The sequence below is a fragment of the Pseudooceanicola aquaeponti genome (assembly GCF_050897975.1).
Classification (GTDB): Bacteria; Pseudomonadota; Alphaproteobacteria; order Rhodobacterales; family Rhodobacteraceae; genus Pseudooceanicola.
This window is the reverse complement of sequence record NZ_JBPAXY010000004.1, coordinates 318,575-345,069: the sequence shown is the minus strand read 5'-3', so window position 1 is coordinate 345,069 and position 26,495 is coordinate 318,575. Positions and strand designations below refer to the sequence as shown.

The window sequence follows — 26,495 nt, the reverse complement described above, 5'->3', positions numbered from 1 at the left end:
CTGCCAGGGCAGGAGGAGGGCCCGGGCCCAGACCCCACGCCATGGCCCGGCTCACAGCCCCGAGCGGAACACCCGGGTGGAAGAGAACATCGCCTCCAGCTCGTCCAGCCGTTCGCGGCTTTCGTCCCAGCGTTTGGCCTGCACCTCGGCGATCAGCGCCTCGACCACGGTCATGATGGCCACGGTGCTGTCCCAGTTCGAGGGCGCCTCCACCTCCAGGTGGAAGACATGGCGCGCCACGCGGCACACGGGCGAGCCCCATTGGTCGGTGAAGAGCACGATCGTCGCGCCCCGTTCGGCGGCCAGTTCGGCCAGGCGCAGCAGGTCCTTTTCGTAGCGGCGGATGTCGAACAGCACCAGGACCGAGGCCGGGCCCATGTCCAGCAGGTAATGCGGCCAGACGTTGGGCGCCTGGTCCAGCAGGGTGACGCCGGTGCGGATGATCTGCATATGGTTGTGGAAATAGGCCGCCGTGGCGCCAGTGATCCGCCCGCCCAGGAAATAGGCCGGGCGCGCCGTATCCGCCAGCAGGGCCGCCACCGCGTCGAAGGTATCCGTATCCACCCGGTCCAGCGACCGGGTCAGGTTGCCGATCACCGCATCGGCGAAGCGGTGCAGCACATGGCCGTCGCCGCCGCGCGCATCGCGTTTCAGCGCCGGGGCCTTGATCCGGTCGGCCACCTCGTCGCGCAGGGCATTCTGCATCTCGGGGAAGCCTTCGAAGCCCAGTTTGCGCGCCATGCGGATCACCGTGGGGGTCGAGACACAGGCCAGATCGGCCAGCTTGGTGACCGATTGCATCCCGGCCATGGGGTAGTCCTTCAGGATCACCTCGCCGACGCGTTTCTCGGCGGCGGTCAGGCGGGTGTCTTCGGCCTCGATCCGGGCGCGCACGGCCCCGGCGGGGTCTGCGCCGCGCCGGCCATCCGCCGGGCCCTGCCCCGCTGCCTCTGCCTCTGCACCGCCCCGTGCCTTCGCCACTGCCGCGCCTTCCGCTGTAACAATATCTACAAAGTAGAGATGCCCTGTAGTCATGTCTACAGAAATGAATTGACACCCGGGCCCGGGGCCGGTTTCTCTGCGCCCATGGTGGGCAATGACTCTCAGATTCTGGCACCCGGCGAGCGACCCGCCGCCGAGGTGATCCATCCCGGCGGCACCGGACCGGTGGTCCTGTGCTGTGAACACGCCAGCGCGGCCATTCCCGCCGCCCTCGACGGGCTGGGCCTGGCCGAGGCCGACCGCCTCAGCCATGCGGTCTGGGATCCGGGCGCCCTGGCCCTGGCGCAGGCGATTTCCGAACGTATGGGCGCGCCCCTGGTGGCCAGCCGCGTGTCGCGCCTGGTCTATGACTGCAACCGCCCGCCCAGTTCTCCGGGCGCCATGCCGGAACGGTCCGAGGTGGTCGAGGTGCCGGGCAATCAGGGCCTGAACGACGAACAGCGCGCCGCCCGGGTGCGCGAGGTCTACCGCCCCTTCCAGGCCGCCCTGTCGGCTGTGCTGGACCGCCACGGCGGCGCCCTGGTGACGGTGCATTCCTTCACGCCCCTTTGGCACGGCCAGCCGCGCCCGACCGAGATCGGCCTGCTGCACGACAGCGACAACCGCCTGGCCCTGGCGATGATGGACAACTGGTCCGGCCCGCTGAAGGCCGAGCTGAACGCCCCCTATTCCGCCACCGACGGCGTCACCCACACCCTGGCCGAACACGCCCTGCCGCGCGGCCGTCTGAACGTGATGATCGAGGTGCGCAACGACCTGCTGGCCGATGCCGAAAAGGTCGCCCTGGCCGCCGAACAGCTGTGCGGCGCGCTGAGCCTGTCGTTGGCCGCCCTGGCGACCGAGGGCGAAGAGATCTGCGACCGCGGCCCCGCCATCCTGCCCACGGGGGAGGGCGCATGAGGGTGATGCGCGGCTATATCCGCTGGATCGACGGGATGAACTGGTGGATCGGCCGGGTCACCATGTTCGGTCTTTTCATCCTGATGGGCATCCTGCTGTGGTCCTCGATCTCGAAGACCTTTTTCCTGCCCTCGATGTGGACGCTGGAAATGGCGCAGTTCGCCATGGTGGCCTATTACATCCTGGGCGGGCCCTATTCGATCCAGCTTGGCTCGAACGTCCGCATGGACCTGATCTATGCCGAGCTGAACGACCGCAAGAAGGCCTGGCTGGATGCCTTCACCGTCTTCTTCCTGCTCTTCTACCTGGGCGTGATGATCTATGGCGGCCTGGCCTCTCTGGCCTATTCCCTGGGCAATTTCATGGATCCGCCGCTGACCTGGTTCGGCGGGCTGATCGGCGCCTTCTTCACCGGCGGCATCGCGGGCGCCTCCGAACATATCGGCTATCTGGAGCAGTCGCCCACCTCGTGGAAGCCGGTCATGTGGCCGATCAAGTTGATTACCTGCATCGGGCTGTTCCTGATGCTGCTTCAGGTCCTGTCGGAGTTCTTCAAGGACATCCTGCGCCTGCGCGGGGAGGAATACTGAGATGTCCTATGAACTGATCGCCCTGCTGATGTTCAGCACCATGATGCTGATGCTGCTGACCGGCCAGCGGGTCTTCGGCGCCATCGGCTTTGTCGCCGTGGTGGCAGCGCTGCTGCTCTGGGGGGACCGGGGCGGCTATGATCTGGGCTATGGCGCCCTGATGAAGCTGATGAAATGGTATCCCATGCTGACGCTCCCCATGTTCGTCTTCATGGGCTACGTGCTGTCGGAATCGAAGATCGCCGACGACCTGTACCGCATGTTCCACGTCTGGATGGGCGGGGTGAAGGGCGGGCTGGCCATCGGCACCATCGGACTGATGGTGCTGGTCTCGGCGATGAACGGCCTGAGCGTGGCGGGGATGGCCATCGGCTCGACCATCGCGCTGCCCGAGCTGCTGAAACGCGGCTATGACAAGAAGATGGTCACCGGCGTGATCCAGGCGGGCAGTTCGCTTGGTATCCTGGTGCCGCCCTCGGTGGTGCTGGTGCTTTACGCCATGATCGCGCGGCAGCCCGTGGGCCAGCTGTGGCTGGCGGGCATCCTGCCGGGTCTGATGATGGCCGCGCTGTTCATCCTTTACATCGTCATCCGCTGCCGCGCGAACCCGGACCTGGGCCCTGCCCTGTCGGCGGAAGAACGGGCCGAGGTGACCTGGGCCGAGAAGCTGCGCCTGCTGCGCGCGGGCCTGCTGCCCGTGGGCATCTTCGCGGTGATGATGATCCCCTTCGTCAAGGGCTGGACCTCGTTGGTCGAGGCCTCGGCCATCGGCGCCATCGCGGCCTTCCTGGCCGCCGTGCTGAAGGGCCGGATGTCCTGGAAGGTCTTCGAGACCGCCACCCGCAACACCCTGGGCATCTCCTGCATGTTCATGTGGATCATCCTGGCGGCCCTGGCCTTCGGTGCGGTATTCGACGGGTTGGGCGCGGTGAAGGCGATCAGCTTCCTCTTCACCGAACAGCTGGGCCTGAGCCCCTGGATGATCTTGATCCTGATGCAGCTGAGCTTCTTGGTGATGGGCAGCTTCCTGGATGACACGGCGATGCTGGTCATCGTCGCCCCTCTTTACGTGCCGCTGGTCGGCGAGCTGGGCTTTGACCTGGTGTGGTACGGTGTCCTTTACACCATCACCTGCCAGATCGCCTACATGACCCCGCCCTTCGGCTATAACCTGTTCCTGATGCGCGCCATGGCTCCGCCCGAGATCACGCTGAAGGACATCTATGGCTCTATCGCGCCCTTCGTCACGGTGATGGTGATCGCCCTGGCCATCGTCATGGCCTTCCCCTCGATCGCCACCTGGCTGCCGAACTATGTCTACCAATAACCACCAGACCCCGCGGGCAAGCGGGGCACCCGTCCAACCTCAAAGGGAGTACCCGAAAATGACCAACAGACGTTCCTTCCTGCGCGGCGCCGCAATGGCCGCCCCCGCAGCCCTGGCCGCGCCCTCTGTCCTGCGTGCCCAGGAAGCCATCAAGTGGCGCTTCCAGACCTATGCCGGTTCGGCGCTGGGTCAGGAAGTGACCAAGCCCGCCATCGACGCGATCAACGCCGCCGCCCAGGGCGAGCTTGAGATCGAGCTGTATTACGCCGACCAGATCGTGCCCACGGGCGAGCTGTTCCAGGCGCTGCAACGCGGCACCATCGACGGCGTGCATTCGGACGACGACTCCATGGCGTCCCCGACCCCGCTGCGTCAGTTCGGCGGGTATTTCCCGCTGGCCACCAAGCACGCGCTGGACGTGCCGGTGCTGTTCCAGCAGTACGGCCTGGCCCAGATCTGGGAAGAGGAATACGCCAAGGTCGGCGTGAAGTGGCTGTCGGCCGCGGGTCAGGACCCGTGTAACTTCAACACCAAGAAAGAGGTCACCTCGCTGGCCGACCTGGAAGGGCTGCGCCTTTACACCTTCCCGACCGCAGGTGAGTTCCTGAGCCAATTCGGCGTCGTGCCGATGAACATCCCCTACGAGGATGCGCAGGTCGCCGTGCAGACCGGCGAGCTGGACGGCATGGCCTGGTCGGGCATCACGGAAGACTACACCGTGGGCTGGGCCGATGTGACCGACTACTTCCTGACCAACAACATCTCGGGCGCCTGGATCGGGTCGTTCTTCGTCAACCAGAAACGCTGGGCCGACCTGCCCGAGCACCTGAAGCAGATCGTCAGCTCGGCCATCGAGGCCAGCCACACCTACCGCAACCAGTGGTACTGGGGCGGCGAGGCGCGTCTGCGCGCCCAGGGCGACAAGCTGCAACTGCGCTCGATCCCGCAGGAAGAGTGGAAAGTGGTGGAAGACGCCGCCGTCACCTTCTGGGACGAGATGGCCGAGCAGGGCGAAGTGGCCGCCAAGCTGGTGCAGATCTTCCGCGACTACAAGGACGTGACCTCGAAAGCGGGCCCGCCCTACACCTTCGGCTGATCGCCGCACCGAAACGAGACAACGGGGCGGCCCTGTCTGGGCCGCCCTCCGCAGGTTAGGAGGAATGAGAGATGGCAGCACTGACGTTCGACAAACTGAAGGAACAGGTGGCCGCGGGCGAGATCGACACGGTCCTGGCCTGTATCGTGGACATGCAGGGCCGCCTGATGGGCAAACGCTTTCACGCGGCGCATTTCGTCGACAGCGCCTGGGAAGAAAGCCATTGCTGCAACTACCTGCTGGCCACCGACCTGGAGATGTACACGGTCGAGGGCTACGCCGCGACCAGCTGGGCCGGCGGCTATGGCGACTACGTGATGAAGCCGGACCTGTCGACGCTGCGCCCCGCCCCATGGCTGGAGGGCACGGCGATCGTGCTGTGCGACGTGCTGGATCACCACCACCACAAGCCGGTGCCGCACAGCCCGCGCGCCATGCTGCAAGGGCAGATCGCCCGGCTGGAGGCCATGGGCCTGTCCGCCAAGATGGCCACCGAGCTGGAATTCTTCCTGTTCGAGAAGAGCTTTGACGAGATCCGCAAGTCGGGCTTCAAGGATCTGGACACCCTGACCCCCTATAACGAGGATTACGCGCTGCAACTGTCGCTGCGCGACGAGGTCGTGTTGCGCCCGGTGCGCAACGCCCTTTACGCCATGGGCATCCCGGTGGAATGCACCAAGGGCGAGGCCGAGACCGGCCAGGAAGAGCTGAACATCAAGTACGACGCGGCGCTGCTGGCGGCCGACTACCACGTGCTGGGCAAGCATGTGGTCAAGGACGTCGCCCTGATGAAGGGCCATGCGGCCAGCTTCATCCCCAAGTGGCACCGCGACAAGGTCGGCAGTTCCGCCCACGTCCACCAGTCGCTGTGGAAAGACGGCGACAGTGCCTTCTATGATCCCGCCGACAGCCTGGGCATGTCGAACCTGATGAAAAGCTATTGCGCGGGCCTGATCAAATATGCGCCCGAGTATACCTTCTTCCTGGCCCAGAACATCAACAGCTACAAACGCTTCCAGGCGGGCAGCTTTGCCCCCACCAAGGCCGTCTGGTCGGTGGACAACCGCACCGCAGGCTTCCGCCTGTGCGGCGCGGGCACCAAGGCGGTGCGGATGGAATGCCGCATTCCCGGCTCGGACGTGAACCCCTATCTGGCGATGGCGGTGCAGCTGGCCGCCGGGATCAAGGGCATCGAAGAGGGGCTGGAACTGGCCCCGCCCGCCACGGGCGATGTCTATGAACAGGGCAAGGTCGTCGAGATCCCCTCGACCCTGCGCGCGGCGCGCGAGACCCTGGCAAATTCGGCCCTCCTGCGCGAGGCCTTCGGCGACGGGGTGGTCGATCACTACGTCCATGCCGCCGACTGGGAGCAGGAAGCCTTCGACGCGGTCGTCACCGACTGGGAAATTCAACGCGGATTCGAAAGAGCGTAAAGATGAGCAAAGTTGATCTGATCTCTCCTGTCGACGGGTCGGTGTACCTGTCGCGCGAGTACCTGAGCGAGGCGGCCGCCCGTGCCGCCGTCGAGGCGGCCCGTGCGGCGCAGCCCGCCTGGGCTGCCCGCCCCCTGGCCGAACGGATCGAGCTGGTGATGAAGGCCGTGGCCATCATCGGGGAACAGACCGACCGCATGGCGCAGGAACTGGCCCATCAGATGGGCCGCCCCGTGCGTTTCGGCGGCGAGTTCGGCGGCTTCAACGAGCGCGCCAGCTACATGGCCGAGATCGCCGAGGACGCCCTGGCGCCGCTGGTGATCGAGGAAAGCGACGCCTTCACCCGCAAGATCACCCGCGAACCCCACGGCGTGGTCTATGTGATCGCGCCCTGGAACTATCCCTACATGACCGCGATCAACACCGTGGCCCCCGCCCTGATCGCGGGCAATACCGTGGTACTGAAACACGCCGGTCAGACCCTGAAGGTGGGCGATCACCTGGCCGAGGCGCTGCACGCCGCGGGCGTGCCCGAGGACGTCTTCCAGAACGTCGTGCTGAGCCATGACGTCAGCTCGGCCCTGCTGGCCGACCGCGCCTTCGACTTCATCAACTTCACCGGTTCGGTCGCGGGCGGCCGCGCGGTGGAACGCGACGCGGCGGGCACCTTCGTGCCGGTGGCGACGGAACTGGGCGGCAAGGATCCGGGCTATGTCCGCGCCGATGCCGACCTCGACGCGGCTGTCGACGGCCTGATGGATGGCGCCATGTTCAACTCGGGCCAGTGCTGCTGCGGGATCGAACGGATCTACGTGCACGAAAGCCTCTATGACGCCTTTGTCGAAAAGGCCGTGGCCTGGGTCCAGGGCCAGACCCTGGGCAACCCGCTGGAGCAGGAAACGACCGTGGGCCCGATGGCCAACGCCCGTTTCGCCGCCACCGTGCGCGCCCAGATCGCCGATGCCGTCGCCGCAGGCGCCACGGCCCTGATCGAACCGATGGCCGCCGATGACGGCGCCGCCTACCTGACGCCGCAGATCCTGACCGGCGTGACCCACGACATGGAAGTCATGCGCGAGGAAAGCTTCGGCCCCGTGGTCGGCATCATGCCGGTCAAGGACGACGAAGAGGCCATCGCCCTGATGAACGATTGCCAATACGGGCTGACGGCGGCGGTCTTCACCAAGGACGTCGAGGCGATGAACGCCATCGCGCCCCGTCTGGAGACCGGCACGGTCTTCATGAACCGTTGCGATTACCTCGACCCGGCGCTGTGCTGGACGGGGTGCAAGAACACCGGCCACGGCGCGGGCCTGTCGATCCTGGGCTACCAGGCGCTGACCCGTCCCAAGTCGCACCATTACCGCAAAGCCTGAGGAACCCTGCCATGACCCTCACCGCAAACTGGTCCTACCCGACCGCAATCCGCTTCGGCGCCGGGCGTATCGCAGAGATCGCCGAGGCCTGCGCTGCGGCCAATATCCGCAAGCCCCTGCTGGTCACCGACCGGGGCCTGGCCGAGATGGAGATCACCCAGAAGACCCTCGACCTGATGGTCGCGGGCGGTCTGGGCCGCGCCATGTTCTCTGGCGTGGATGCCAACCCGACCGAAAAGAACCTGGAAGAAGGCCTGAAAGTTTATCGCGAGGGCGGCCATGACGGCGTGATCGCCTTCGGCGGCGGCTCTGGCCTGGACCTGGCCAAGATGGTGGCCTTCATGGCCGGCCAGACCCGCCCGGTCTGGGACTTCGAGGATATCGGCGACTGGTGGACCCGCGCCGACCCGGCGGGCATCGCGCCCATCGTGGCCGTGCCCACCACCGCGGGCACCGGCTCGGAAGTGGGGCGCGCCAGCGTCATCACCAACTCCGAAACCCATGTGAAGAAGATCATCTTCCACCCCAAGGTCCTGCCCTCGGTCGTCATCTGCGACCCCGAGCTGACCGTCGGGATGCCGAAGTTCATCACGGCAGGCACCGGCCTGGACGCCTTCGCCCATTGCGTCGAGGCCTTCAGCAGCCCGCACTACCACCCGATGTCCCAGGGCATCGCGCTGGAAGGGATGCGGCTGGTCGTCGACTATCTGCCCCGCGCCTATGAGGACGGCACCGATATCGAGGCGCGCGCGCAGATGATGTCGGCCGCCATGATGGGCGCCACGGCCTTCCAGAAGGGCCTGGGCGCGATCCACGCGATCAGCCACCCCGTGGGCGCGATCTTCAACACCCACCACGGCACCACCAATGCCGTCTGTATGCCCGCCGTTCTGCAACTGAACGCCGACAAGATCCGCACCCGCTTTGACGAGGCGGCGCCCTATCTGGGCATCGACGGCGGTTTCGACGGTTTCTGCGACTATGTGCAGGGGCTGAACGACCGACTTGGCATCCCGCGCAAGCTGTCGGCGCTTGGCGTGGACGCGGCGCGGATCGACGACATCGTCGCCATGGCGCTTGAAGATCCGTCCTGCGGCGGCAACCCGGTGCAGCTGACGGCGGAAAACCTCAAGCCCGTGGTCGAGGCCTGCATCTAAGGCCTGTCCGGGGCGCCCCGCGCGCGCCCCGGACCCCATCGGCCAGGTTTGGCCGGTCGAACGCCCGCCCTCGGCGGGCGTTTGCCATTTCGGGCAAAGTGATTACCTGTGAAGGGACACCACTACCGGAACAGTCCCATGAAACGTCTGAAGCTTCTCGCCCTCGGTGCGCTGCTGGCCCTGGCCAGCGCCTGCACCGTGATCTCGCCCAATGTCGAAGCCTATTCCACCCTGACCGCCGACAGCCCGCCCCGCCCGGTGCAGATCACCGCCGCCGACTGGATGGACGGCCGCAGCCTGGCCTTCCAGCAGCGCGCCTCGGAACTGGCGGGCCTGCTGGCCGCCAAGGGCTACACCCCCGGCGATGGCCGCGCGCCCCTGGTCGCCACCTATTCCTTTGAAACCCACGAGCCGGTGATGCGCGTCACCACCCGCCGCGAGCCGGTTTTCGAAAGCCATTTCACCGAAGGCCGCGACGGCAAGATTTCTAGCGAGCGGCGCCTGTCGGGCTATCGCACGGTGGAAAGCGAAACCGTGGTCTTCCCGCGCATCGTGCGCCTGGACGTGGTCGAACGGGCCACGGGCCAGAAGGTCTATGAAGGCACGGCCCATAGCGAAAGCGCCTGCAAGAACAGCGCCAACGTGATCCGCCTGCTGACCGAGGCCCTGGCCAAGGACTTTCCCGCCGCCCGCGAAGGCAGCGTGACGGTCAGCAACGACACCGCCTGCTAGGTCGCCCACCTGCCCCAACACCAAAAAGGCCCGCCAAACCGGCGGGCCTTTCTGCATCTGTGCCCCGCCCGGGGCGAGGCCCTGCGGGCCGGATCACGCGTCCGAGGATTTCCCGGCGGCTTCCAGCGCGTCCAGGCGGGCCTTCAGCACGGCGTTCTCTTCGCGCGCCTTCTGGGCCATGGTGCGCACGGCGTCGAACTCCTCACGGGTGACGAAATCGCGGTCGGCCAGCCAGCGGTCGACCATCGAGTTGAAGGCGGTTTCGGCCTCTTCCTTGGCGCCCTGGGCCACACCCATGGCATTGGTCATCAGCTGCGACATATCGTCGAAGAACTTGTTGCGGGTCTGCATGGGGGTCTCTCGCATCTGCGTGTTACGTTTCCCTGCAATATGGGCCGCAACGCGTCCGGTCTCAACCCATGCCAGCCCAGGAACGGCCCCGCCCCGGCCCGGTCACGCCAGTTTCAGCAACCCCCGCCGGGGCCTGCTTGACAGTCAAAGCCGGGGCCGGGCAGATAGCGGGAATGCGCGCCATGATCCCCTTCCCCGACCTGTCCCCCGAGATCGTCTCTATCACCCTGTTCGGCACCGAATTTGCCCTGCGCTGGTATGCCATGGCCTATCTGGTGGGGATCGGCATCGGCTATGCCCTGTGCCGCGCCGCCCTGGGCCGCGACCGGCTGTGGCCCGCGATGCAGGCGCCGATGCGCAAGGAGCAGCTGGACGACCTGCTGACCTGGATGATCCTTGGCATCATCCTGGGCGGGCGCCTTGGCTTCGTGCTGTTCTACGAGCCCGCCTACTACCTGGCCCACCCGATGGAGATCCTGCGCATCTGGCAGGGCGGCATGGCCTTTCACGGCGGCTTTCTGGGGGTCTGTGTGGCCACGCTGATCTTCTGCCGCCGCAATGCCATCCCGCTGGGGTCGACCGCCGACATGCTGGCCCTGGCCGCACCCCCGGGGCTGATGCTGGGCCGGATCGCCAATTTCATCAATGCCGAGCTTTGGGGCCGCCCGACCGAGGCGCCTTGGGGCGTGGCCTTCCCCGGCCCGGCGGCGCAGAACTGCCCAGGCGTCGAGGGGCTTTGCGCCCGCCATCCCTCGCAGCTTTACGAGGCCGGGCTGGAGGGGCTGGTGCTGGGCCTGCTGCTGATCGCCCTGGCCTTCGGCACCCGCACCCTGCGCGCACCCTGGCGGCTGACCGGCGTCTTCCTGACCGGCTATGGCCTGGCGCGTTTCACGGTCGAGTTCTACCGCCTGGCCGATGCGCAGTTCATCACGCCGGACAACCCCCATGGCCACGTCCTGCGCCTGACCGAGACCCTGGGGCTGACCATGGGCCAGCTGCTGTCGCTGCCGATGGTGGTCATCGGCCTGTCGGTGATCGCGCTGTCCTTCCGCAAGCGGCCGCTGGACCCATGACCCCCCTGTCGCCGCTGACCGAGATCCTGCGCGCCCGTATCGCCCATGACGGGCCCCTGCCCCTGGACGCCTACATGCAGGCCTGCCTGCTGGACCCGGCGCATGGCTATTACACCACCCAGACCAGCATCGGGGCGGCGGGGGATTTCACCACGGCCCCCGAAATCAGCCAGATGTTCGGCGAGATGCTGGGCCTGGCTCTGGCGCAATGCTGGCTGGACCAGGGGCGCCCCGCCGCCTTCCTGCTGGCGGAACTGGGCCCCGGGCGCGGCACGTTGATGGCCGACATCCTGCGTGCCACCCGCGCCGTGCCGGGCTTTCACGCCGCCGCCCAGATCCTGCTGATCGAGGCCTCGCCCCGCCTGCGCGAGGCGCAGCGCGCCCAGCTGGCGGGCCATGCACCCCGCTGGGCCGAGGATCTGTCGGACCTGCCCCCCCTGCCCCTGTTCGCCGTGGCGAACGAGTTCTTCGACGCCCTGCCGATCCGCCAGTTCCGCCGCGCGGAGGGCGAGACCTGGCAGGAACGGGTGGTCACGGCAACCGAGGACGGCGGCCTGGCGCCCGACTGGGCCGCGCCGCATCCGCTGGCCGCGCTGGACTACCGGCTGGGCGATACCACGCCGGGCGACGTGGTCGAGCTGTCCCCCGAGGCGCAGGGCTGGGCGGCGGCGCTTGGCCAGCAGATCACCCGCCAGGGGGGGGCGGCGCTGATCCTCGATTACGGCGATGCGCGGTCCTTCGGGGATACCTTCCAGGCGCTGCGACACCATGGGTTCGCCGATCCCTTCGCCGCGCCGGGCCAGGCCGACCTGACGGCCCATGTGGACTTTGGCGAGCTGGCCCGCGCCGCCCTGCCCGCCGCCACCACCCGGCTGGAGACCCAGGGCGTCTTTCTGGAACGGCTGGGCATCACCGCCCGCGCCCAGGCCCTGGCCAAGGGGCTGAGCGGCGCTGCGCTTGACGCCCATGTGGCCGCACATCGCCGCTTGACCCACCCCGAGGAAATGGGGACGCTCTTCAAGATTCTGGCGCTGACGCCCCCGGGCCAGCGCCCGCCGCCGGGGCTGGAACCCGGCCTGCGCCCCTGATCCCCGACCGCGCCCGGCCCATCGCCGGACGCCGCCCCAACCCCAAGATCAAAAGCCCGTCTCATGACCCTGGAAATCATCACCTCCCCGATCCTGCGGCCCGTCCGGCACGGGTTCTTCACCCGCCGGGGCGGCGCCTCTTCGGGGATCTTCTCGGGGCTGAACTGCGGCACCGGATCCTCTGACCAGGCCGAGATCGTGGCGATCAACCGCGCCCGGGTGGCCGCCGCGATGGAGGTGACCCCGGCCGAGCTGGCCATGGCGCGGCAGGTGCATTCGGCCCGCGCGGTCACCGTGACCGAGGCGCCGCAGCCCGAACCCGAGGCCGACGCGCTGGTCACCGCCACGCCGGGCGTGGCCCTGGCGGTGCTGACCGCCGATTGCCAGCCGGTGCTGCTGGCCGATGCCGAGGCCGGGGTGATCGGCGCGGCCCATGCGGGCTGGCGCGGGGCGCTGGATGGCGTGCTGGATGCCACGGTCGAGGCCATGGTCGAACTGGGCGCCACCCGCGAGGGCATCCGCGCCGCCATCGGCCCGACGATCAGCCAGCGCGCCTATGAGGTCGGCCCCGAGTTCCTGGACGATTTCCTGATCGAGGATCCCGACAACAGCCGCTTCTTCGCCGGCGGCGCGGGCGACCGGATGCAGTTCGACCTGCCCGCCTATGGGCTGCACCGGCTGCGCAGCGCCGGGGTGGGCGAGGCGGAATGGACCCGCCATTGCACCTATTCCGATCCCGAACGCTTCTTTTCCTATCGCCGCGCCACCCATGCGGGCGAGGTGGATTACGGGCGGCTGATCTCGGTGATCTGCCTCTGATCGCGGGGCAGGCCCGCCCCTGGGCCGCCTTCCGCCGATCGGGACAATTTCCACGAAATGGTCACAATTCACCCCATGCTGGCCGCATTGTCAGGCGATGGTTAACCAAAGCCCAAGTCAGCCGGTGCCATTGGCGGCGCGGCGACCTGCCAGGAAAGGGGACCGCGATGCGTGCACAGCCCAAGCGTTGGATGAAATCGGTGATCGAGACCGCCCGCAAGGCCGAGGTCTCGCTGCCCTATGCCCGCGACGCCCGCGCGCCCCGCGCCGAAGACCAGCGCGCCCAGGCCGCCAAGACTGCCAAGGCCCGCAGCGCCGCCTGATCGCCTCCCCTGCCGTTCCCTGCCCCCTTTGAGGAGGGAGACCGCCAGGGAACCGACGAAGCCCCGCCGCAGCGGGGCTTTTTCATCTCTGTCTCAGCTCTGGGAGATGTCGCCCTCAGGCGTCGCGGCTCAGCCGCTCTTCCAGCACCTCGAAGGGCACGCCGGGTTCATCTTTGGCGCCGCGGATGACCAGCGAGGTCTTCACGCTGGCCACGTTCTCGGCCGCCGTCAGCTGCCCGGTCAGGAAGCTTTGGAAGGTCGACAGATCGGGGGCGACGCATTTCAGGATGAAATCCACCTCGCCGTTCAGCATGTGGCATTCGCGGACCAGCGGCCAGTCGCGGCAGCGCTCTTCGAAGGCGACCAGATCGGTCTCGGCCTGGCTTTGCAGCCCGACCATGGCAAAGACCTGCACCTCGAAGCCCAGCTCGCGGCTGTCGACCTCGGCGTGATAGCCGCGTATATAGCCCTGCTCTTCCAGCGTCCGCACCCGGCGCAGGCAGGGCGGCGCGGATATGCCCACCCGTTTGGCCAGCTCGACATTGGTCATGCGACCATCGGCCTGCAATTCGGCCAGGATTTTCCTGTCGATCGGATCCAGTCTGGTTCCAGGCATCATATTCTCCCGAAATTTGCGATTCTTATAACACCCCCAGAGGCGCGCGCAATAAAGTTTCACAACCGCGCAACAATAGGTCGCAACCACTGACGAACCTGGCGCTTTCCCGGGCGGCGTCCCGCGCCGCGCCTTGCTTGCAAGGGTCGCGGCGCGGACTTAGATAGGCACAAGCTTTCTTTCAAAGGGGACACCCGACGATGTCCGAGACGCGCAAGACCAAGGTTCTGATCATCGGCTCCGGCCCGGCGGGTTACACCGCCGGTGTCTATGCCAGCCGCGCCATGCTGGAACCCATCCTGGTGCAGGGGATCGAACCCGGCGGCCAGCTGACCACCACCACCGAGGTGGAGAACTGGCCCGGCCATACCGAGATCCAGGGCCCCGACCTGATGGTCAACATGGAGGCCCACGCCCGCGCCATGGGCACCGAGATCGTGGGCGACATCATCACCGATCTGGACCTGTCGAAACGGCCCTTCGTGGCCCGTGGCGACAGCGGCACGGAATACGTGGCCGAGGCGGTGATCCTGGCCACCGGCGCCCGCGCCAAATGGCTGGGACTGGACAGCGAAGAGGCCTTCAAGGGCTTCGGCGTCTCGGCCTGCGCCACCTGTGACGGCTTCTTCTATCGCGGACAGGAAATCGTGGTGATCGGCGGCGGCAACACCGCCGTGGAAGAGGCGCTGTTCCTCACCAACTTCGCCTCCAAGGTGACCCTGATCCACCGCCGGGACGAGCTGCGCGCCGAGAAGATCCTGATCGACCGGCTGATGAAGAACCCCAAGATCGAACCGCTGTGGCATCACACGCTGGAAGAGGTCGTGGGCGAGGACAACCCCAAGGGCGTCGAGGCCGTGAAGGTGAAGCACGTCGAGACCGGCGAAGTGACCGAGATCCCCTGCAAGGGCGTCTTCGTGGCCATCGGCCATGCCCCCGCCTCGGAACTGGTCAAGGATCAGCTGGAGCTGCACAACGGCGGCTACGTGAAGGTCAAGCCGGGTTCGACCGAGACCTCGATCCCGGGCGTCTTCGCCGCCGGTGACCTGACCGACCACAAGTACCGCCAGGCGGTGACCTCGGCCGGCATGGGCTGCATGGCCGCCCTGGACGCCGAGCACTTCCTCGCGGCCCAAGAGTGACCCCCATGGCCCATGATTTCGCCGCCCAGAAGGCCGAGACCCTGACCGCCTATGGCGAGATGCAGGCCGAACATGGCCTGCCCGAGGTGGCCGACGTGGATTACTTCTTCGTCGCCAGTGACGAGGGCGCAGACTGGCGCCCCCTGGCCGATGCCCTGACCCGGCAAGAGTATGTCTGCCAGTATGTCGAGGCCGAGGGCGAGGAGGCCGCCTATCTGGTGGCCACCCTGCCCGATCAGGCGATCTCGGCCGAGGGGATCTGGATCGGCGAAGAGCTGGCCACCCGCGCCGCGCTGGAGCATGGCTATGCCCCCGATGGCTGGGGCCTTGAGGGCTAGGGCCCTTTCGCCCGCGCCGAGACATGACAACGGCCTGCCGGGGTTCCGGCAGGCCGCTTTTGTTTCAATGTATCCGAATGGCGCGGATCAGGGCGCCATCAAGGCCCCGTCGGTGCCCCGTCAATGCACCGTCACGGGCGCCAGATCGTTCTGGCGGGCCAGGATAAAGGCGGTCTGGCGGTCCTTCACAAGGGCCAGGCGCTCGCCCATGGAATCATGCACGGCGAACAGCTGCTTCACCCCGGGGACCTGCTCGCGCACGTCTTCGGGCAGATCGGCGGTATTCACCGCCCGCACATAGACGGTTTTCGCCGCCTCGGTCAGGATCGCCGTTTCATCGGAATCGTATTTGCTGGTCATGGCGTTACCCCTTTCTTCACTGATATTCAGCCGCGGCGGATGTCGATCCGCTGAACCACACGCTCGGGCTCTGCCCGGCTCAGGTCCACATGCAACAGGCCGTTTTCCATCACCGCCTCGCCCACTTCGACCCCGTCGGCCAAAACGAAACTGCGCTGGAACTGACGCGCCGCGATGCCGCGGTGCAAAAAGACGCGCCCGTCTCCGTCGTCGGTCTGGCGGCCACGGATGACCAGCTGCCGGTCCTCCAGCGTGATCGCCAGGTCCTCTTCGGCAAAGCCCGCAACGGCGAGGGTGATGCGATAGGATTTCTCGGAGGTCTGTTCGATATTGAAGGGCGGGTAGCCCTCGTTGCCGGATTTGGCGCTGCGTTCCAGCAGCCGTTCCAGCTGTTCGAACCCGAGAAGATAGGGGTGCGACCCCAGGGTCAACTTGCTCATTCCTTGCGTCCTTGGCGGTAAGCGACGTCTGATCCGGACCTCCCGTCAGCGGCAAGGCCCGTGCAATCAATATGGGGAGGGGGCGGACCGGCTGCAAGGTTTTTGCGAAACCAGAGGTTTGCGGTATTCTGGGTGCCCGTGACCCATCAAAGCGAATCAGCCATGAATGCCCCCACCGACATCTCGATGAAGACCGATGAGGTGCTGGAGGTCGAGCTGGCGCATTTCCGGGCCGAGCACCGCGACCTGGACGAGGCGATCAAGGCGCTGGAGGAACGCGCCACGGCGGACCGGCTGACCATCCAGCGGCTGAAGAAAAAGAAGCTGGCCCTGAAGGACCGGATCGCCCTGATCGAAGACCGGCTGACCCCCGACATCATCGCCTGAGGCCCGCGCGCAGGCCGCCCGGACAGGCCCCGAAACGGCCCCCAAAGCAAAAGGCGCCCCGGAGATCCGCGGCGCCCTTTTTGTCTGTCACCAGGCCCCGGCGGGCCTCAGCCCTTCGGCTTCACCAGGTTCACGTGGCCCATCTTGCGGCCCGCCCGGGTCTCGGCCTTGCCGTAGAGGTGCAGCGCCGCCCCCGGCCGCGCGGCCAGCTCTGGCACCCGGTCCATGTCGTCGCCGATCAGGTTTTCCATCACCACGTCCGAATGGCGCTGCCCGTCGCCCAGGGGCCAGCCCGCCACGGCGCGGATATGCTGTTCGAACTGGTCCACCGAGCAGCCGTTCTGCGTCCAGTGGCCCGAGTTGTGCACCCGGGGCGCGATCTCGTTCACCACCAGCCCCTGGGGCGTGACGAACAGCTCGACCCCCATGACGCCCACGTAGTCGAGCGCCCCCAGCACCCGCGCGGCCAGCAGCACCGCATCGGTGCGCAGGCTGGCGGGGATGACGGCAGGCACGGTGGTCTGGCGCAGGATGCCCGCGCTGTGCACGTTCTCGCCCGGGTCGAAACAGGCCACGGCGCCGTCCAGCCCGCGCGCCCCGATGACCGAGACCTCGGCGGTGAAATCGACAAAGCCTTCCAGCACGGCCGGCGCGCCTTGCAGCTCTGCCAGGGCCTGGGCTGCCTGGGCGGGATCGGTGATCCGCACCTGCCCCTTGCCGTCATAGCCAAAGCGACGGGTCTTCAGGATCGCGGGTGTGCCAAAGTCGGTCAGCGCGGCCTCAAGCGAGGCCAGGTCGGTGATATCGGCATAGGGCGCGGTGGTCAGGCCCAGGGCCGCAAGGTAGTCCTTCTCGGTCAGCCGGTCCTGGCTGACCCGCAGCGCCTCGCGCCCGGGCCGGATCGGGCGGATCGCCTCGATCACATCCAGGGCCGAGGTCGGGATGTTCTCGAATTCATAGGTCACCACGTCCACCGCCTCGGCGAAGGCGCGCAGGGCGGCGGCGTCCTCATAGGGGGCGGTGGTGACCGCATGGGCCACATCGGCGGCGGGCGGGTTGGCGCCCGGCTCGAAGATATGGGCCTTCAGGCCCAGACGAGAAGCAGCCACGGCCAGCATCCGGCCCAGCTGGCCGCCGCCCAGGATGCCGATGGTCGCGCCGGAGGGAAGCATGTCAGTCATCGGCGGGCTCGTCGGGGATAGAGGCGGAAAGGGCGGCGCGCCAGGCGTCGAGGCGGGCGGCGAGATCGGCATCGGCGATGGCCAGGATCCCGGCGGCCATCAGGCCGGCATTGGCCGCGCCCGCCGCGCCAATGGCCATGGTGGCGACCGGAAAGCCCTTGGGCATCTGGACGATGGAATACAGGCTGTCGACCCCCGACAGGGCCCGGGTCTGCACCGGCACGCCGATCACCGGCACCCGGGTCTTCGAGGCCATCATGCCCGGCAGATGCGCCGCACCGCCCGCCCCCGCGATGATCACCTGAAGGCCCCGGCCCGCGGCCTCCTTGCCGTAGGACCACAGCCGGTCGGGGGTGCGATGCGCCGAGACGATCTTTTTCTCATAGGGCACGCCCAGCTCATCCAGGATGGTGGCGGCCTCCTTCATCGTCGGCCAGTCCGACTGGCTGCCCATGATGATTCCGACCTTGATAGCGCTCATCTGCCTGCCTCCGCGCGGGGATCCGAGCCGTGTTTATAGTGGATTTGCGCGCAGGGGCAATCGGCACCACGCCCCGGGGTCGCGCCTGTTGGGTCCCGGGGCGTATCGCCCGTGCCGGGCGATGCCTACGGCGGGGATATTTTTGGCAATGAGAAGGGCAAGGGGGTGGCCCCTGAAAGCCCCGACCGCCCCCCGGCTGAGACGTAGGCCAACCGGCGCGGCGCTCTTGTTGGCAGACTTTTCAGCCGGGGCGCCGCTTGAACTTTCCGGCGCCCCGCCTCTCTCTTCTCATTGCCAGAAATATCCCGGGGGGAATTGAGCCTAAGGCTCAAGGGGGGCAGAGCCCCCCGCCTCCCTCTACGTGTCGCCATCCGGCGACGGAGGCAGAGCCCCCGCACCCCTTCGCCGCAGGCCTCAGCCCAGGAAGCGCGGCGCCAGGTTGGCGCCCAGCCAGGCCAGGCGCCCGCCTGCGAGGGTGGCGCCAATGCGGCCCGTGTCGGGATCCAGCACCACCAGGTCGGCGCGCTGCCCAGCCGCCAGCGTTCCGCGATCGGTCAGCCCCAGCAGGGCGGCGGGGCCCGAGGACACCAGGCCCCAGGCCGCTTCAAGGCCGATCTCGGGGGCCAGTTTCAGCGCCGCCTGGCGCGGTGCCGGATAGTGGTAGTCCGAGGCCAGGGCGGTGCAGAGCCCCTCGGCCACCAGCTCGGCCGCCGAGACCTTCTTCGCGTGCGAGCCACCGCGCACCACATTGGGTGCGCCCAGCACCACCGCGTCGCCGCCCGCCCGCGCCTCAAGCGCGGCGGCGCGGGTTTCGGGGAATTCCGAAACGCGGGCACCCAGGGCGCGCCAGTGGCGGCGATCCTCGGGGGTGGCATCGTCATGGCTGCCGAAGAGCAGACCCGGCAGGGAGGCGATGAGGCCCTGTACCGCGCCCGGAACCTCGGGCGCGCGGGCGTGCAGATCTTGCATCAGGGTCAGATGCGCCTCGGGGCTGCGCCCGGATTTCAGCGCCTGACCAGTCAGCCGGGGCGGTGTCTTGCCCGCCGCCAGCGCCGCGTGCGGCAGGTGGTCGTTCAGCACCACATAGCGGATGTCATGGCGCGCGATCAGCGCCCGGGCGCGGGGGAAGTCGTCGATCAGCGCAGCCTCGAGCCGCAGTTGCAGGCGCAGATCCAGCGCCTGGCGCGGGGCCAGCGCCGCATGGGCCGCCGCCATGGCCTCGGCGAAATCGGGGCTGCGCATCCCCCCTTCCCAGGAGAAGAACTGTGCCAGCATCGCCGTGGTGATGCCGTTCACCGCCAGTTCCGCCGCCGCCATGGCCAGCCCGTCGCCCAGGTCGCGCAGCGCGCCCCGGCGCGGCGCCAGGTGGCGTTCGAAGCCGTCGCCATGCACATCCACGATCCCGGGCAGCACCCACCAGCCGGTCAGGTCCACCGCCCGGCCCGGGCAGCCCTCGTGGATCCGCCCGGCGGACAGGCCCAGGGCGTCGTCGCACATCCCGCCCGGGCGCAGCACGCGGGCGCCGGTCAGATGCATATCGGGCAGCAGGGGCGGGGTCATGACGCGGTCCCGTCAGCCGGGCCGCGCTGAGGGCGGATCAAAGGGGTCATGGCGCTGGATAGCACTGGCGCGGGGCCTGGGAAAGCGGCCCCGTGCGCGCCCTGACCCGAGCCGGTTCAGTTCGTGGGTTGCAGCCCCAGCTCGCGATAGGCCGCCGGATAGACCAGCTTTTCGGCGGCAAAGGCGGTGCCCGCCGCGATCGGATAGAGCAGGGTCTGATCGCCGCAATAGGGCGTTTCGAGGTTCTCGGCGGATTTGTAGGTGAAACCGAAGCGCTGGTAATAGCGCCCGTCGCCCAGCACGGTGATGGCGCGCGCCCCGGCGCGGCGCGCCGCGTCGAGACCATAGCGCACCAGCTCGCTGCCGATCCCCTTGCTGCGCCACTGCGGCAGCACCCCAAGCGGTGACAGCGCCACCCAGCCCTCGGGCGACAGGTGACGGCTGAAGCCCACATAGCCCACCACATGGCCCTTGTGCAGCGCCATCAGCTCGACCGTCATGTCCCCGGCGCGGCGCAACGCCTCGACCAGCCGGGCCTGGGCCGGGCCGTCATAGGCCTGGGTCAGCAGGTTATCGACCCCGATCTCATGGGCGGAGGTGTAAAGCTTGTGCTCGATCTCGGGTTTGCGTGCCATGCTGATGCTCCCACGGGACGACAGGGGCGAGCCACCGAAGGGCCCGCACCGGAAAATCCTAGCGAGGAAGGGGGCCGCCGGTCAGCCCCCCAAATTGTGGCAAGGCAACGAAACATGCGGCACTGCGGCAAGACGCTGAAATAAGTGACAAAGACCGGGGTTCGGGGGCGGAAAGCCGCCCGGCGGGCCCACATTGGGCCTGACCCCTTGCCGGGCGCTCTGCCCGGATGCGCCGCGCCCCGCCGGTCAGGGATGCAGGCTACGCCCAGCAGAAAGGGGGCCCGAAGGCCCCCTTTCCCAGTGTTCCGGCAGCGGGCAGGTCGCGCCTGCCCGGGCTGCGGCTGATTACATCATGCCGCCCATGCCGCCCATGCCGCCCATGTCGGGGGCGCCGCCGGCGCCTTCCTTCGAGGGCTTGTCGGCAACCATCGCCTCGGTGGTGATCAGCAGGCCGGCGATGCTGGCTGCATCTTCCAGCGCGGTGCGGGTCACCTTGGCGGGGTCGATCACACCGAAGGCGAACATGTCGCCGTATTCTTCGGTCTGAGCGTTGAAGCCGAACTTCAGGTCGGTGGATTCGCGGACCTTGCCGGCGACGACGGCACCGTCGACACCTGCGTTTTCCGCGATCTGGCGCAGCGGCGCTTCCAGGGCGTTGCGGATCAGCTTGATGCCGGCGTCCTGGTCGGGGTTGGCACCGGTCAGGCCGTCCAGCGACTTGGCGCCCTGCACCAGGGCGACACCGCCGCCGACCACGATACCTTCTTGCACGGCAGCGCGGGTGGCGTTCAGGGCGTCATCGACGCGGTCCTTGCGCTCTTTCACTTCGACCTCGGTCAGGCCGCCGACGCGGATGACGGCAACGCCACCGGCCAGCTTGGCCACGCGCTCTTGCAGCTTCTCGCGGTCGTAGTCCGAGGTGGTTTCCTCGATCTGGGTGCGGATCTGCGAAACGCGGGCTTCGATCTCGGCCTTGTCGCCAGCACCGTCGACGATGGTGGTTTCGTCCTTGGTGATGTTGACGGTCTTGGCGGTGCCCAGCATGTCCATGGTGACATTCTCGAGCTTCATGCCCAGATCTTCCGAGATCACCTGGCCGCCGGTCAGGATCGCGATGTCCTGCAGCATGGCCTTGCGGCGGTCACCGAAGCCCGGTGCCTTGACGGCGGCGATCTTCAGGCCACCGCGCAGCTTGTTCACGACGAGGGTCGCCAGGGCTTCGCCCTCGACGTCTTCGGCGATGATCAGCAGCGGCTTCTGCGACTGGATGACCTGCTCGAGCAGCGGGACCAGCGGTTGCAGCGACGAGAGTTTCTTCTCGTGCAGCAGGATCATGCAGTCTTCCAGCTCGGCGACCATCTTGTCGGCGTTGGTGACGAAGTAGGGGGACAGGTAGCCGCGGTCGAACTGCATCCCTTCGACGACTTCAACCTCGGTTTCCATGCCCTTGTTTTCTTCGACGGTGATAACGCCGTCGTTGCCAACTTTCTGCATGGCTTCAGCGATCATCTTGCCGATGGCTTCTTCGCCGTTGGCCGAGATGGTGCCGACCTGGGCGACTTCGCCGCTGTCGTTGACGGGGCGGGCAGCGGCCTTGATGGCCTCGACGACCTTGGCGGTGGCCAGGTCGATGCCGCGCTTCAGATCCATCGGGTTCATGCCGGCGGACACGGCCTTGACGCCGTCCTTGACGATGGCCTGGGCCAGCACGGTTGCGGTGGTGGTACCGTCACCGGCTTCGTCGTTGGTGCGGGAAGCGACTTCCTTCACCATCTGGGCGCCCATGTTCTCGAACTTGTCTTCCAGTTCGATTTCCTTGGCGACCGAGACACCGTCCTTGGTGATGCGCGGCGCGCCGAAGGACTTGTCCAGAACCACGTTACGGCCTTTCGGGCCGAGGGTCACCTTCACCGCGTCGGCGAGGGTGTTGACGCCTTTGAGCATCTTGTTGCGGGCGTCGGTGTCGAACTTGACGTCTTTTGCAGCCATGTTCTCTCTCCTGAGATTGGGTTTCGGGTAAAGCGAATGGGGTCAGTCAATCCGATCCGGTGAGGATCAGGAGATGATGCCCATGATGTCGCTTTCCTTCATGATCAGCAGCTCTTTGCCGTCCAGCGTGATCTCGGTACCGGACCACTTGCCGAACAGGATCTTGTCGCCGGCCTTGACGTCCAGCGCGATACGCTCGCCGTCGTCGTCCTTGGCGCCAGCGCCCACGGCGATGACGATGCCTTCGGCGGGTTTTTCCTTGGCGCTGTCGGGGATGATCAGGCCGCCTGCGGTCTTCTCTTCGCTCTCGACACGCTCGACGAGCACACGGTCATGCAGCGGTTGAAATGCCATCTTCGAGGCTCCTTGGCTCAAAGTTTGTTCCCTGCCCCGCCGGGTTTCGGCGGGTATTAGCACTCAGCTCCCCCGAGTGCTAACGGCACGGAGATAGGCAAGCGCCCGGGGTGAGTCAACGGGGCGCGCCGGGAAAAATTACGCTGCGGGTGCGAAGGGGCGGCTCTGCCCGTGACGCGGCAGGACAGGCCCCGCCGGGTGGATTGGCATCCACCCTACGCCCGGGACACAGTCGGCGCGGATTTCGCAGGGTGGGAGACAGCCCTCCTTCCGGGGCACGGCGGGATCCCTCCCGCCCTACAGTTCCGCCCGGCCCTTCTCGGTGATCTGATAGACGCCCGTCGCCACCTTCTCGAACCAGCCGTAGTGGTTGTCGCGCATCAGGGTGGTGGCCCGGGCCACGCCGGTGGCGGCCTTCACCGCCGCGCCCCGGCAGGGGCCGTGTTCGGCCAGATGGGCGGCGCAGCGCTGTGCGTCCTGGCGGTAGGCGGTGACGATCTTGCCCGCCGCGCCCCCACGGTTCGGATCGCCGGCGCGGCGCTGGAACTCGCGCAGCAGGCGGCTCTGGCGGGCCTTCACCTTGCGCGGCGCATAGGGCCCCGGATCGCACTGCGCCTCGATGAACCCGTCCGACAGGCGCACCGTCAGCAGGCCCAGCCCCAGACGCCGACACAGCGCCACATGCCGCGCCAGGGTCTTGCGCCCCTTCACCTGGGGAATGGCCAGATAGACCGCATCGGAAATCTTCAGCCGTTCCAGCGCCTGGTGCAGCAATTGCAGCGACATGGCCAGTTTCAGCTCGACAATCACCGGCGCCGGATCGCCGGGGCGCAGCCCCACCACATCGGCCCCCGCCACCTCGGATTTCACCTCATAGCCCTGCCCCTCAAGGAAGGCCTTCACGGGCGGATATAGATCGGTTTCACGGGGCGCGGACATGGCCGGACCCTAGCCCGCCCCGCCCGGGCCCGGCAAGGCGCGGCGCGCGCGCCATCGGGACGGGTGACAGCGCCGGACGGGGCCAGTATAAGGCCGCCGAACCCATGTTTCCCCTCTGTGATCTGCAAGGAACGCCCCATGACGATCAAGGTTTTCGGCCACAAATCTCCTGACACCGATTCCACCGGCTCTGCCCTGATCTGGGCCTGGTATCTGAGCGAGGTCAAAGGCACCCCGGCGGCGGCGAAACTGCTGGGCCAGCCCAACACAGAGGCCGCCTTCGTGGTCGAGAAATGGGGCTTCGAGACGCCCGAGATCATCGCAGAGGTGACCGCCGAGGATGACGTGGTCATTGTCGACACCAACAACCCCGCCGAACTGCCCGAGGCGATCAACGACGCCAACGTCATCCAGATCATCGACCACCACAAGCTGACCGGCGGCCTGGAAACCAAGGGCCCGATCGACATCACCATCAAGCCGCTGGCCTGCACCGCCACCATCATGCACGACCTGATGGGCGAGGACGCGGCCCGGATGCCCGACAACATCAAGGGCGCCATGCTCAGCTGCATCCTGTCGGATACGCTGGAATTCCGCTCGCCCACCACCACCGAGCAGGACCGCGCCCTGGCGGTCAGCCTGGCCGCCGAGCTGAACCTGGACCTGGGCAGCTATGCCAGCGAGATGTTCGAGGCCAAGTCCGACATCTCGGCCTTCTCGGATGCCGAGCTGATCCGCATGGACAGCAAGGCCTATGAGGTGGACGGCACCAAGTTCCGCGTCTCCGTGCTGGAAACCACCGCGCCGAAACTGGTGCTGGATCGCCAGGCCTCGATCATGGACAGCTTCAAGGCGGTCGAAGCCGAGGATGGCGTCGATCAGGTGCTGCTGTTCGTGGTCGACATCCTGAACGAGGAAGCGACCCTTTTCGTGCCCAACGACCTGGTCAAGGGCGTGGCCGAGAAAAGCTTTGGCGTGACGGTCGAGGGCGACCGCGTGGTCCTGCCCGGCGTGATGAGCCGCAAGAAGCAGATCATTCCGAACCTCAAGGTCTGAAGCTGTCCGCCGCAACGATTTGAAAGGGGCGTCCTGCGGGACGTCCCTTTTCGTTCGGGCGCTGCGGGGGGCTGCGTCGGAGGGGGGCGCTGCCCCCCGTCTTCGCCGGGCGAAGACACCTCCCGGAGTATTTCCAGCCGTCGAATAGGGAAAAGGGGTGCCATGGGGGCGACCGACTTTCACAATGGGGCGGGCGCGCCCGCTGTCTTGTGAAGGTCCGGCCCCCGGAAAGGCGCGTCCCCGCTCTTTCATCGGGCCGAAAATACTCCGCCGGAGGCGGCCCGACGCCGGGGTTCCCGCGCGCCGCCGGAGGCAGGCGCCACCGCCCGACGATCTGCCCGCTCTTTCCAGTCCACCCGGAACCTGCTTAATTCGCGGCCAACGGAAAAGGAGGAAACCATCATGACCCAGGGCTTCGACACGCTGCAGATCCACGCCGGCGCCGAGCCGGATCCGGCCACCGGCGCGCGCCAGGTGCCGATCTACCAGACCACCGCCTATGCCTTCCGCGATGCCGATCACGCGGCGGCGCTCTTCAACCTTCAGGAAGTGGGCTATATCTACTCGCGCCTGACCAACCCGACCGTGGCCGCCTTGCAGGCGCGCATGGCGGCGCTGGAAGGGGGCGCGGGCGCGGTCTGCTGCTCCTCGGGCCATGCGGCGCAGATCATGGCGCTGTTCCCGCTGATGGCGCCGGGGCTGAACATCGTCGCCTCGAACCGTCTTTACGGCGGCACGATCACCCAGTTCAGCCAGACCTTCAAACGCTTCGGCTGGTCCTGCACCTTTGTCGACATGGATGACGAGGCGGCCGTCGCTGCCGCCATCGACGAGAACACCCGCGCCATCTTCTGCGAGACCATCGCCAACCCCGGGGGCTATGTGACCGACGTGCCCGCCATGGCGAAGATCGCCGATGCCGCCGGCATCCCGCTGATCGTGGACAACACCTCGGCCACCCCGGCCCTGGCGCGCCCCATCGAGATGGGCGCCACCCTGGTGGTGCATTCGATGACCAAGTACCTAACCGGCAATGGCACCGTCACCGGCGGCTGCGTGGTCGATTCGGGCAAGTTCGACTGGTCGGCGAACGACAAGTTCCCCTCGCTCTCGGCCCCGGAACCGGCCTATCACGGGCTGAAGTTCCACGAGACCTTCGGTGAACTGGCCTTCACCTTCCACTCCATCGCCATCGGGTTGCGCGATCTGGGCATGACCCTGAACCCCCAGGCGGCGCATTACACCCTGATGGGGATCGAGACCCTGTCGCTGCGCATGGCCAAACATGTGGAGAACGCCCGCGCGGTGGCCCAGTGGCTGGAGGCCGACCCGCGCATCGAAGCCGTCACCTGGCCGGGCCTCGAAAGCAGCCCCTACTACGAACGCGGCCAGCAGATCGTGCCCAAGGGGGCGGGGGCGCTCTTCACCGTGGCGGTCAAGGGCGGCTATGATGCCTGCGTCAAGCTGGTGGACAGCCTGAAGCTGTTTTCCCATGTGGCGAACCTGGGCGACACGCGCTCGTTGATCATCCATTCGGCCTCGACCACGCACCGGCAGCTGAGCGAAGAGCAGCAGCGCGCCGCAGGCGCCGCGCCGGAGGTGGTGCGCCTGTCGATCGGCACCGAGGATGCCGCCGATCTGATCGCCGATCTGGATCAGGCCCTGGCCGCCGCCACCGCCTGATCCGGGCGGATAAGAGAACAGGAAAGGCGCGGGCCGCGAGGGGGACCCGCGCCTTTTTGCTGCG

At 67.3% G+C, this 26,495-nt stretch carries 29 protein-coding genes; 17 read left to right on the top strand and 12 right to left on the bottom strand.

All coding sequences use genetic code 11. The features are described 5' to 3' along the window. Positions 1 to 51 precede the first annotated feature (51 nt). On the bottom strand, positions 52 to 981 hold the full coding sequence (locus ACRARE_RS11500) for a MurR/RpiR family transcriptional regulator (protein ID WP_432656581.1): 930 nt from the start codon (positions 979 to 981) through the stop codon (positions 52 to 54). A gap of 105 nt (positions 982 to 1,086) precedes the next feature. Here ACRARE_RS11500 and ACRARE_RS11495 point away from each other — a divergent pair, with 105 nt between their 5' ends. The 8 genes from ACRARE_RS11495 to ACRARE_RS11460 all read left to right on the top strand — a co-directional run bounded on the left by ACRARE_RS11495 (position 1,087) and on the right by ACRARE_RS11460 (position 9,613). Further along, on the top strand, positions 1,087 to 1,902 hold the full coding sequence (locus ACRARE_RS11495) for an N-formylglutamate amidohydrolase (protein ID WP_432656580.1): 816 nt from the start codon (positions 1,087 to 1,089) through the stop codon (positions 1,900 to 1,902). Beyond that, the gene (locus ACRARE_RS11490) at positions 1,899 to 2,492 is read left to right on the top strand and encodes a TRAP transporter small permease subunit (RefSeq protein WP_432656579.1); all 594 of its coding nucleotides are present in this window, start codon (positions 1,899 to 1,901) and stop codon (positions 2,490 to 2,492) included. The genes ACRARE_RS11495 and ACRARE_RS11490 overlap by 4 nt, the downstream gene beginning before the upstream one ends. A 1-nt stretch (position 2,493) precedes the next feature. Continuing rightward, entirely contained in the window at positions 2,494 to 3,819 is a 1,326-nt protein-coding gene (locus tag ACRARE_RS11485; protein WP_432656578.1) for a TRAP transporter large permease, read from the top strand. A gap of 58 nt (positions 3,820 to 3,877) precedes the next feature. Further along, on the top strand, positions 3,878 to 4,915 hold the full coding sequence (locus ACRARE_RS11480) for a TRAP transporter substrate-binding protein (RefSeq protein ID WP_432656577.1): 1,038 nt from the start codon (positions 3,878 to 3,880) through the stop codon (positions 4,913 to 4,915). A gap of 71 nt (positions 4,916 to 4,986) precedes the next feature. Then, positions 4,987 to 6,348 (top strand): glutamine synthetase family protein, encoded by a 1,362-nt coding sequence (locus ACRARE_RS11475; RefSeq protein WP_432656576.1) that lies wholly within the window; start codon positions 4,987 to 4,989, stop codon positions 6,346 to 6,348. 2 nt (positions 6,349 to 6,350) lie between these two features. Then, entirely contained in the window at positions 6,351 to 7,724 is a 1,374-nt protein-coding gene (locus ACRARE_RS11470; protein WP_432656575.1) for an aldehyde dehydrogenase family protein, read from the top strand. Positions 7,725 to 7,735: 11 nt separating this feature from the next. Next, complete coding sequence (locus tag ACRARE_RS11465; RefSeq protein WP_432656574.1) at positions 7,736 to 8,881, top strand: iron-containing alcohol dehydrogenase; 1,146 nt, start codon at positions 7,736 to 7,738, stop codon at positions 8,879 to 8,881. A 138-nt stretch (positions 8,882 to 9,019) separates the two neighbouring features. Beyond that, the gene (locus ACRARE_RS11460) at positions 9,020 to 9,613 is read left to right on the top strand and encodes a DUF4136 domain-containing protein (protein ID WP_432656573.1); all 594 of its coding nucleotides are present in this window, start codon (positions 9,020 to 9,022) and stop codon (positions 9,611 to 9,613) included. Positions 9,614 to 9,706: 93 nt separating this feature from the next. Here the strand turns inward: ACRARE_RS11460 and ACRARE_RS11455 are convergent, their stop codons facing one another. Beyond that, positions 9,707 to 9,964: an accessory factor UbiK family protein gene (locus tag ACRARE_RS11455; RefSeq protein ID WP_432656572.1), complete on the bottom strand. Its 258-nt coding sequence runs from the start codon at positions 9,962 to 9,964 to the stop codon at positions 9,707 to 9,709. Between the two features lie 173 nt (positions 9,965 to 10,137). Between ACRARE_RS11455 and lgt the strand changes: the two genes are divergently transcribed. The 4 genes from lgt to ACRARE_RS11435 all read left to right on the top strand — a co-directional run bounded on the left by lgt (position 10,138) and on the right by ACRARE_RS11435 (position 13,267). Then, positions 10,138 to 11,037 carry a prolipoprotein diacylglyceryl transferase gene (gene lgt, locus ACRARE_RS11450; protein ID WP_432656571.1) on the top strand — a complete coding sequence of 300 codons (900 nt, stop codon included), beginning with the start codon at positions 10,138 to 10,140 and terminating at the stop codon, positions 11,035 to 11,037. 5 nt (positions 11,038 to 11,042) lie between these two features. After that, positions 11,043 to 12,125 carry a class I SAM-dependent methyltransferase gene (locus ACRARE_RS11445; protein WP_432656769.1) on the top strand — a complete coding sequence of 361 codons (1,083 nt, stop codon included), beginning with the start codon at positions 11,043 to 11,045 and terminating at the stop codon, positions 12,123 to 12,125. A 63-nt stretch (positions 12,126 to 12,188) separates the two neighbouring features. Further along, the gene (gene pgeF, locus ACRARE_RS11440; RefSeq protein ID WP_432656570.1) at positions 12,189 to 12,944 is read left to right on the top strand and encodes a peptidoglycan editing factor PgeF; all 756 of its coding nucleotides are present in this window, start codon (positions 12,189 to 12,191) and stop codon (positions 12,942 to 12,944) included. A 167-nt stretch (positions 12,945 to 13,111) separates the two neighbouring features. Next, positions 13,112 to 13,267 carry a hypothetical protein gene (locus ACRARE_RS11435; protein ID WP_432656569.1) on the top strand — a complete coding sequence of 52 codons (156 nt, stop codon included), beginning with the start codon at positions 13,112 to 13,114 and terminating at the stop codon, positions 13,265 to 13,267. Between the two features lie 115 nt (positions 13,268 to 13,382). Here the strand turns inward: ACRARE_RS11435 and ACRARE_RS11430 are convergent, their stop codons facing one another. Next, positions 13,383 to 13,883: an Lrp/AsnC family transcriptional regulator gene (locus ACRARE_RS11430; protein ID WP_432656568.1), complete on the bottom strand. Its 501-nt coding sequence runs from the start codon at positions 13,881 to 13,883 to the stop codon at positions 13,383 to 13,385. Positions 13,884 to 14,083: 200 nt separating this feature from the next. On the opposite strand from ACRARE_RS11430, the gene trxB reads away from it, so the two are divergent. Together trxB and ACRARE_RS11420 are read left to right on the top strand one after the other, a co-directional pair. After that, positions 14,084 to 15,025 carry a thioredoxin-disulfide reductase gene (gene trxB, locus ACRARE_RS11425; protein ID WP_432656567.1) on the top strand — a complete coding sequence of 314 codons (942 nt, stop codon included), beginning with the start codon at positions 14,084 to 14,086 and terminating at the stop codon, positions 15,023 to 15,025. 5 nt (positions 15,026 to 15,030) lie between these two features. Then, complete coding sequence (locus ACRARE_RS11420) at positions 15,031 to 15,363, top strand: ribonuclease E inhibitor RraB (protein ID WP_432656566.1); 333 nt, start codon at positions 15,031 to 15,033, stop codon at positions 15,361 to 15,363. Between the two features lie 120 nt (positions 15,364 to 15,483). Here the strand turns inward: ACRARE_RS11420 and ACRARE_RS11415 are convergent, their stop codons facing one another. Both ACRARE_RS11415 and ACRARE_RS11410 read right to left on the bottom strand, forming a co-directional pair. Beyond that, positions 15,484 to 15,723, bottom strand: a complete 240-nt coding sequence (locus ACRARE_RS11415) for a DUF1150 family protein (protein WP_432656565.1) — start codon at positions 15,721 to 15,723, stop codon at positions 15,484 to 15,486. 26 nt (positions 15,724 to 15,749) lie between these two features. Next, complete coding sequence (locus tag ACRARE_RS11410; RefSeq protein ID WP_432656564.1) at positions 15,750 to 16,163, bottom strand: Hsp20 family protein; 414 nt, start codon at positions 16,161 to 16,163, stop codon at positions 15,750 to 15,752. A gap of 162 nt (positions 16,164 to 16,325) precedes the next feature. On the opposite strand from ACRARE_RS11410, the gene ACRARE_RS11405 reads away from it, so the two are divergent. Beyond that, positions 16,326 to 16,550, top strand: coding sequence for a YdcH family protein (locus ACRARE_RS11405; RefSeq protein WP_432656563.1), 225 nt, complete (start codon positions 16,326 to 16,328; stop codon positions 16,548 to 16,550). A 107-nt stretch (positions 16,551 to 16,657) separates the two neighbouring features. Here the strand turns inward: ACRARE_RS11405 and ACRARE_RS11400 are convergent, their stop codons facing one another. The 7 genes from ACRARE_RS11400 to ACRARE_RS11370 all read right to left on the bottom strand — a co-directional run bounded on the left by ACRARE_RS11400 (position 16,658) and on the right by ACRARE_RS11370 (position 23,689). Next, positions 16,658 to 17,731: a 5-(carboxyamino)imidazole ribonucleotide synthase gene (locus tag ACRARE_RS11400; RefSeq protein ID WP_432656562.1), complete on the bottom strand. Its 1,074-nt coding sequence runs from the start codon at positions 17,729 to 17,731 to the stop codon at positions 16,658 to 16,660. Continuing rightward, positions 17,724 to 18,212 carry a 5-(carboxyamino)imidazole ribonucleotide mutase gene (gene purE, locus ACRARE_RS11395; protein WP_432656561.1) on the bottom strand — a complete coding sequence of 163 codons (489 nt, stop codon included), beginning with the start codon at positions 18,210 to 18,212 and terminating at the stop codon, positions 17,724 to 17,726. The genes ACRARE_RS11400 and purE overlap by 8 nt, the downstream gene beginning before the upstream one ends. A gap of 414 nt (positions 18,213 to 18,626) precedes the next feature. Further along, positions 18,627 to 19,772: an alpha-D-ribose 1-methylphosphonate 5-triphosphate diphosphatase gene (locus ACRARE_RS11390; RefSeq protein ID WP_432656560.1), complete on the bottom strand. Its 1,146-nt coding sequence runs from the start codon at positions 19,770 to 19,772 to the stop codon at positions 18,627 to 18,629. Between the two features lie 116 nt (positions 19,773 to 19,888). After that, positions 19,889 to 20,407: a GNAT family N-acetyltransferase gene (locus tag ACRARE_RS11385; RefSeq protein WP_432656559.1), complete on the bottom strand. Its 519-nt coding sequence runs from the start codon at positions 20,405 to 20,407 to the stop codon at positions 19,889 to 19,891. A gap of 345 nt (positions 20,408 to 20,752) precedes the next feature. Next, on the bottom strand, positions 20,753 to 22,396 hold the full coding sequence (gene groL, locus ACRARE_RS11380) for a chaperonin GroEL (RefSeq protein WP_432656558.1): 1,644 nt from the start codon (positions 22,394 to 22,396) through the stop codon (positions 20,753 to 20,755). A gap of 66 nt (positions 22,397 to 22,462) precedes the next feature. Then, positions 22,463 to 22,750 carry a co-chaperone GroES gene (gene groES / locus ACRARE_RS11375; protein ID WP_432656557.1) on the bottom strand — a complete coding sequence of 96 codons (288 nt, stop codon included), beginning with the start codon at positions 22,748 to 22,750 and terminating at the stop codon, positions 22,463 to 22,465. 297 nt (positions 22,751 to 23,047) lie between these two features. Continuing rightward, entirely contained in the window at positions 23,048 to 23,689 is a 642-nt protein-coding gene (locus ACRARE_RS11370) for a DUF2161 domain-containing phosphodiesterase (protein ID WP_432656556.1), read from the bottom strand. A gap of 138 nt (positions 23,690 to 23,827) precedes the next feature. Here ACRARE_RS11370 and ACRARE_RS11365 point away from each other — a divergent pair, with 138 nt between their 5' ends. Together ACRARE_RS11365 and ACRARE_RS11360 are read left to right on the top strand one after the other, a co-directional pair. Next, positions 23,828 to 24,748 carry a manganese-dependent inorganic pyrophosphatase gene (locus ACRARE_RS11365; RefSeq protein ID WP_432656555.1) on the top strand — a complete coding sequence of 307 codons (921 nt, stop codon included), beginning with the start codon at positions 23,828 to 23,830 and terminating at the stop codon, positions 24,746 to 24,748. A gap of 402 nt (positions 24,749 to 25,150) precedes the next feature. Continuing rightward, entirely contained in the window at positions 25,151 to 26,431 is a 1,281-nt protein-coding gene (locus ACRARE_RS11360; RefSeq protein ID WP_432656554.1) for an O-acetylhomoserine aminocarboxypropyltransferase/cysteine synthase family protein, read from the top strand. Positions 26,432 to 26,495 lie beyond the last annotated feature (64 nt).

Excerpts from the sequence above, each read along its gene's own strand:
- ACRARE_RS11495 (WP_432656580.1), top strand. The coding sequence starts at position 1,087 with ATGGTGGGCAATGACTCTCAGATTCTGGCACCCGGCGAGCGACCCGCC.
- ACRARE_RS11490 (WP_432656579.1), top strand. The coding sequence starts at position 1,899 with ATGAGGGTGATGCGCGGCTATATCCGCTGGATCGACGGGATGAACTGG.
- ACRARE_RS11485 (WP_432656578.1), top strand. The coding sequence starts at position 2,494 with ATGTCCTATGAACTGATCGCCCTGCTGATGTTCAGCACCATGATGCTG.
- ACRARE_RS11480 (WP_432656577.1), top strand. The coding sequence starts at position 3,878 with ATGACCAACAGACGTTCCTTCCTGCGCGGCGCCGCAATGGCCGCCCCC.
- ACRARE_RS11475 (WP_432656576.1), top strand. The coding sequence starts at position 4,987 with ATGGCAGCACTGACGTTCGACAAACTGAAGGAACAGGTGGCCGCGGGC.
- ACRARE_RS11470 (WP_432656575.1), top strand. The coding sequence starts at position 6,351 with ATGAGCAAAGTTGATCTGATCTCTCCTGTCGACGGGTCGGTGTACCTG.
- ACRARE_RS11465 (WP_432656574.1), top strand. The coding sequence starts at position 7,736 with ATGACCCTCACCGCAAACTGGTCCTACCCGACCGCAATCCGCTTCGGC.
- ACRARE_RS11460 (WP_432656573.1), top strand. The coding sequence starts at position 9,020 with ATGAAACGTCTGAAGCTTCTCGCCCTCGGTGCGCTGCTGGCCCTGGCC.
- ACRARE_RS11455 (WP_432656572.1), bottom strand. The coding sequence starts at position 9,964 with ATGCAGACCCGCAACAAGTTCTTCGACGATATGTCGCAGCTGATGACC.
- lgt (WP_432656571.1), top strand. The coding sequence starts at position 10,138 with ATGCGCGCCATGATCCCCTTCCCCGACCTGTCCCCCGAGATCGTCTCT.
- pgeF (WP_432656570.1), top strand. The coding sequence starts at position 12,189 with ATGACCCTGGAAATCATCACCTCCCCGATCCTGCGGCCCGTCCGGCAC.
- ACRARE_RS11435 (WP_432656569.1), top strand. The coding sequence starts at position 13,112 with ATGCGTGCACAGCCCAAGCGTTGGATGAAATCGGTGATCGAGACCGCC.
- ACRARE_RS11430 (WP_432656568.1), bottom strand. The coding sequence starts at position 13,883 with ATGCCTGGAACCAGACTGGATCCGATCGACAGGAAAATCCTGGCCGAA.
- trxB (WP_432656567.1), top strand. The coding sequence starts at position 14,084 with ATGTCCGAGACGCGCAAGACCAAGGTTCTGATCATCGGCTCCGGCCCG.
- ACRARE_RS11420 (WP_432656566.1), top strand. The coding sequence starts at position 15,031 with ATGGCCCATGATTTCGCCGCCCAGAAGGCCGAGACCCTGACCGCCTAT.
- ACRARE_RS11415 (WP_432656565.1), bottom strand. The coding sequence starts at position 15,723 with ATGACCAGCAAATACGATTCCGATGAAACGGCGATCCTGACCGAGGCG.
- ACRARE_RS11410 (WP_432656564.1), bottom strand. The coding sequence starts at position 16,163 with ATGAGCAAGTTGACCCTGGGGTCGCACCCCTATCTTCTCGGGTTCGAA.
- ACRARE_RS11405 (WP_432656563.1), top strand. The coding sequence starts at position 16,326 with ATGAATGCCCCCACCGACATCTCGATGAAGACCGATGAGGTGCTGGAG.
- ACRARE_RS11400 (WP_432656562.1), bottom strand. The coding sequence starts at position 17,731 with ATGACTGACATGCTTCCCTCCGGCGCGACCATCGGCATCCTGGGCGGC.
- purE (WP_432656561.1), bottom strand. The coding sequence starts at position 18,212 with ATGAGCGCTATCAAGGTCGGAATCATCATGGGCAGCCAGTCGGACTGG.
- ACRARE_RS11390 (WP_432656560.1), bottom strand. The coding sequence starts at position 19,772 with ATGACCCCGCCCCTGCTGCCCGATATGCATCTGACCGGCGCCCGCGTG.
- ACRARE_RS11385 (WP_432656559.1), bottom strand. The coding sequence starts at position 20,407 with ATGGCACGCAAACCCGAGATCGAGCACAAGCTTTACACCTCCGCCCAT.
- groL (WP_432656558.1), bottom strand. The coding sequence starts at position 22,396 with ATGGCTGCAAAAGACGTCAAGTTCGACACCGACGCCCGCAACAAGATG.
- groES (WP_432656557.1), bottom strand. The coding sequence starts at position 22,750 with ATGGCATTTCAACCGCTGCATGACCGTGTGCTCGTCGAGCGTGTCGAG.
- ACRARE_RS11370 (WP_432656556.1), bottom strand. The coding sequence starts at position 23,689 with ATGTCCGCGCCCCGTGAAACCGATCTATATCCGCCCGTGAAGGCCTTC.
- ACRARE_RS11365 (WP_432656555.1), top strand. The coding sequence starts at position 23,828 with ATGACGATCAAGGTTTTCGGCCACAAATCTCCTGACACCGATTCCACC.
- ACRARE_RS11360 (WP_432656554.1), top strand. The coding sequence starts at position 25,151 with ATGACCCAGGGCTTCGACACGCTGCAGATCCACGCCGGCGCCGAGCCG.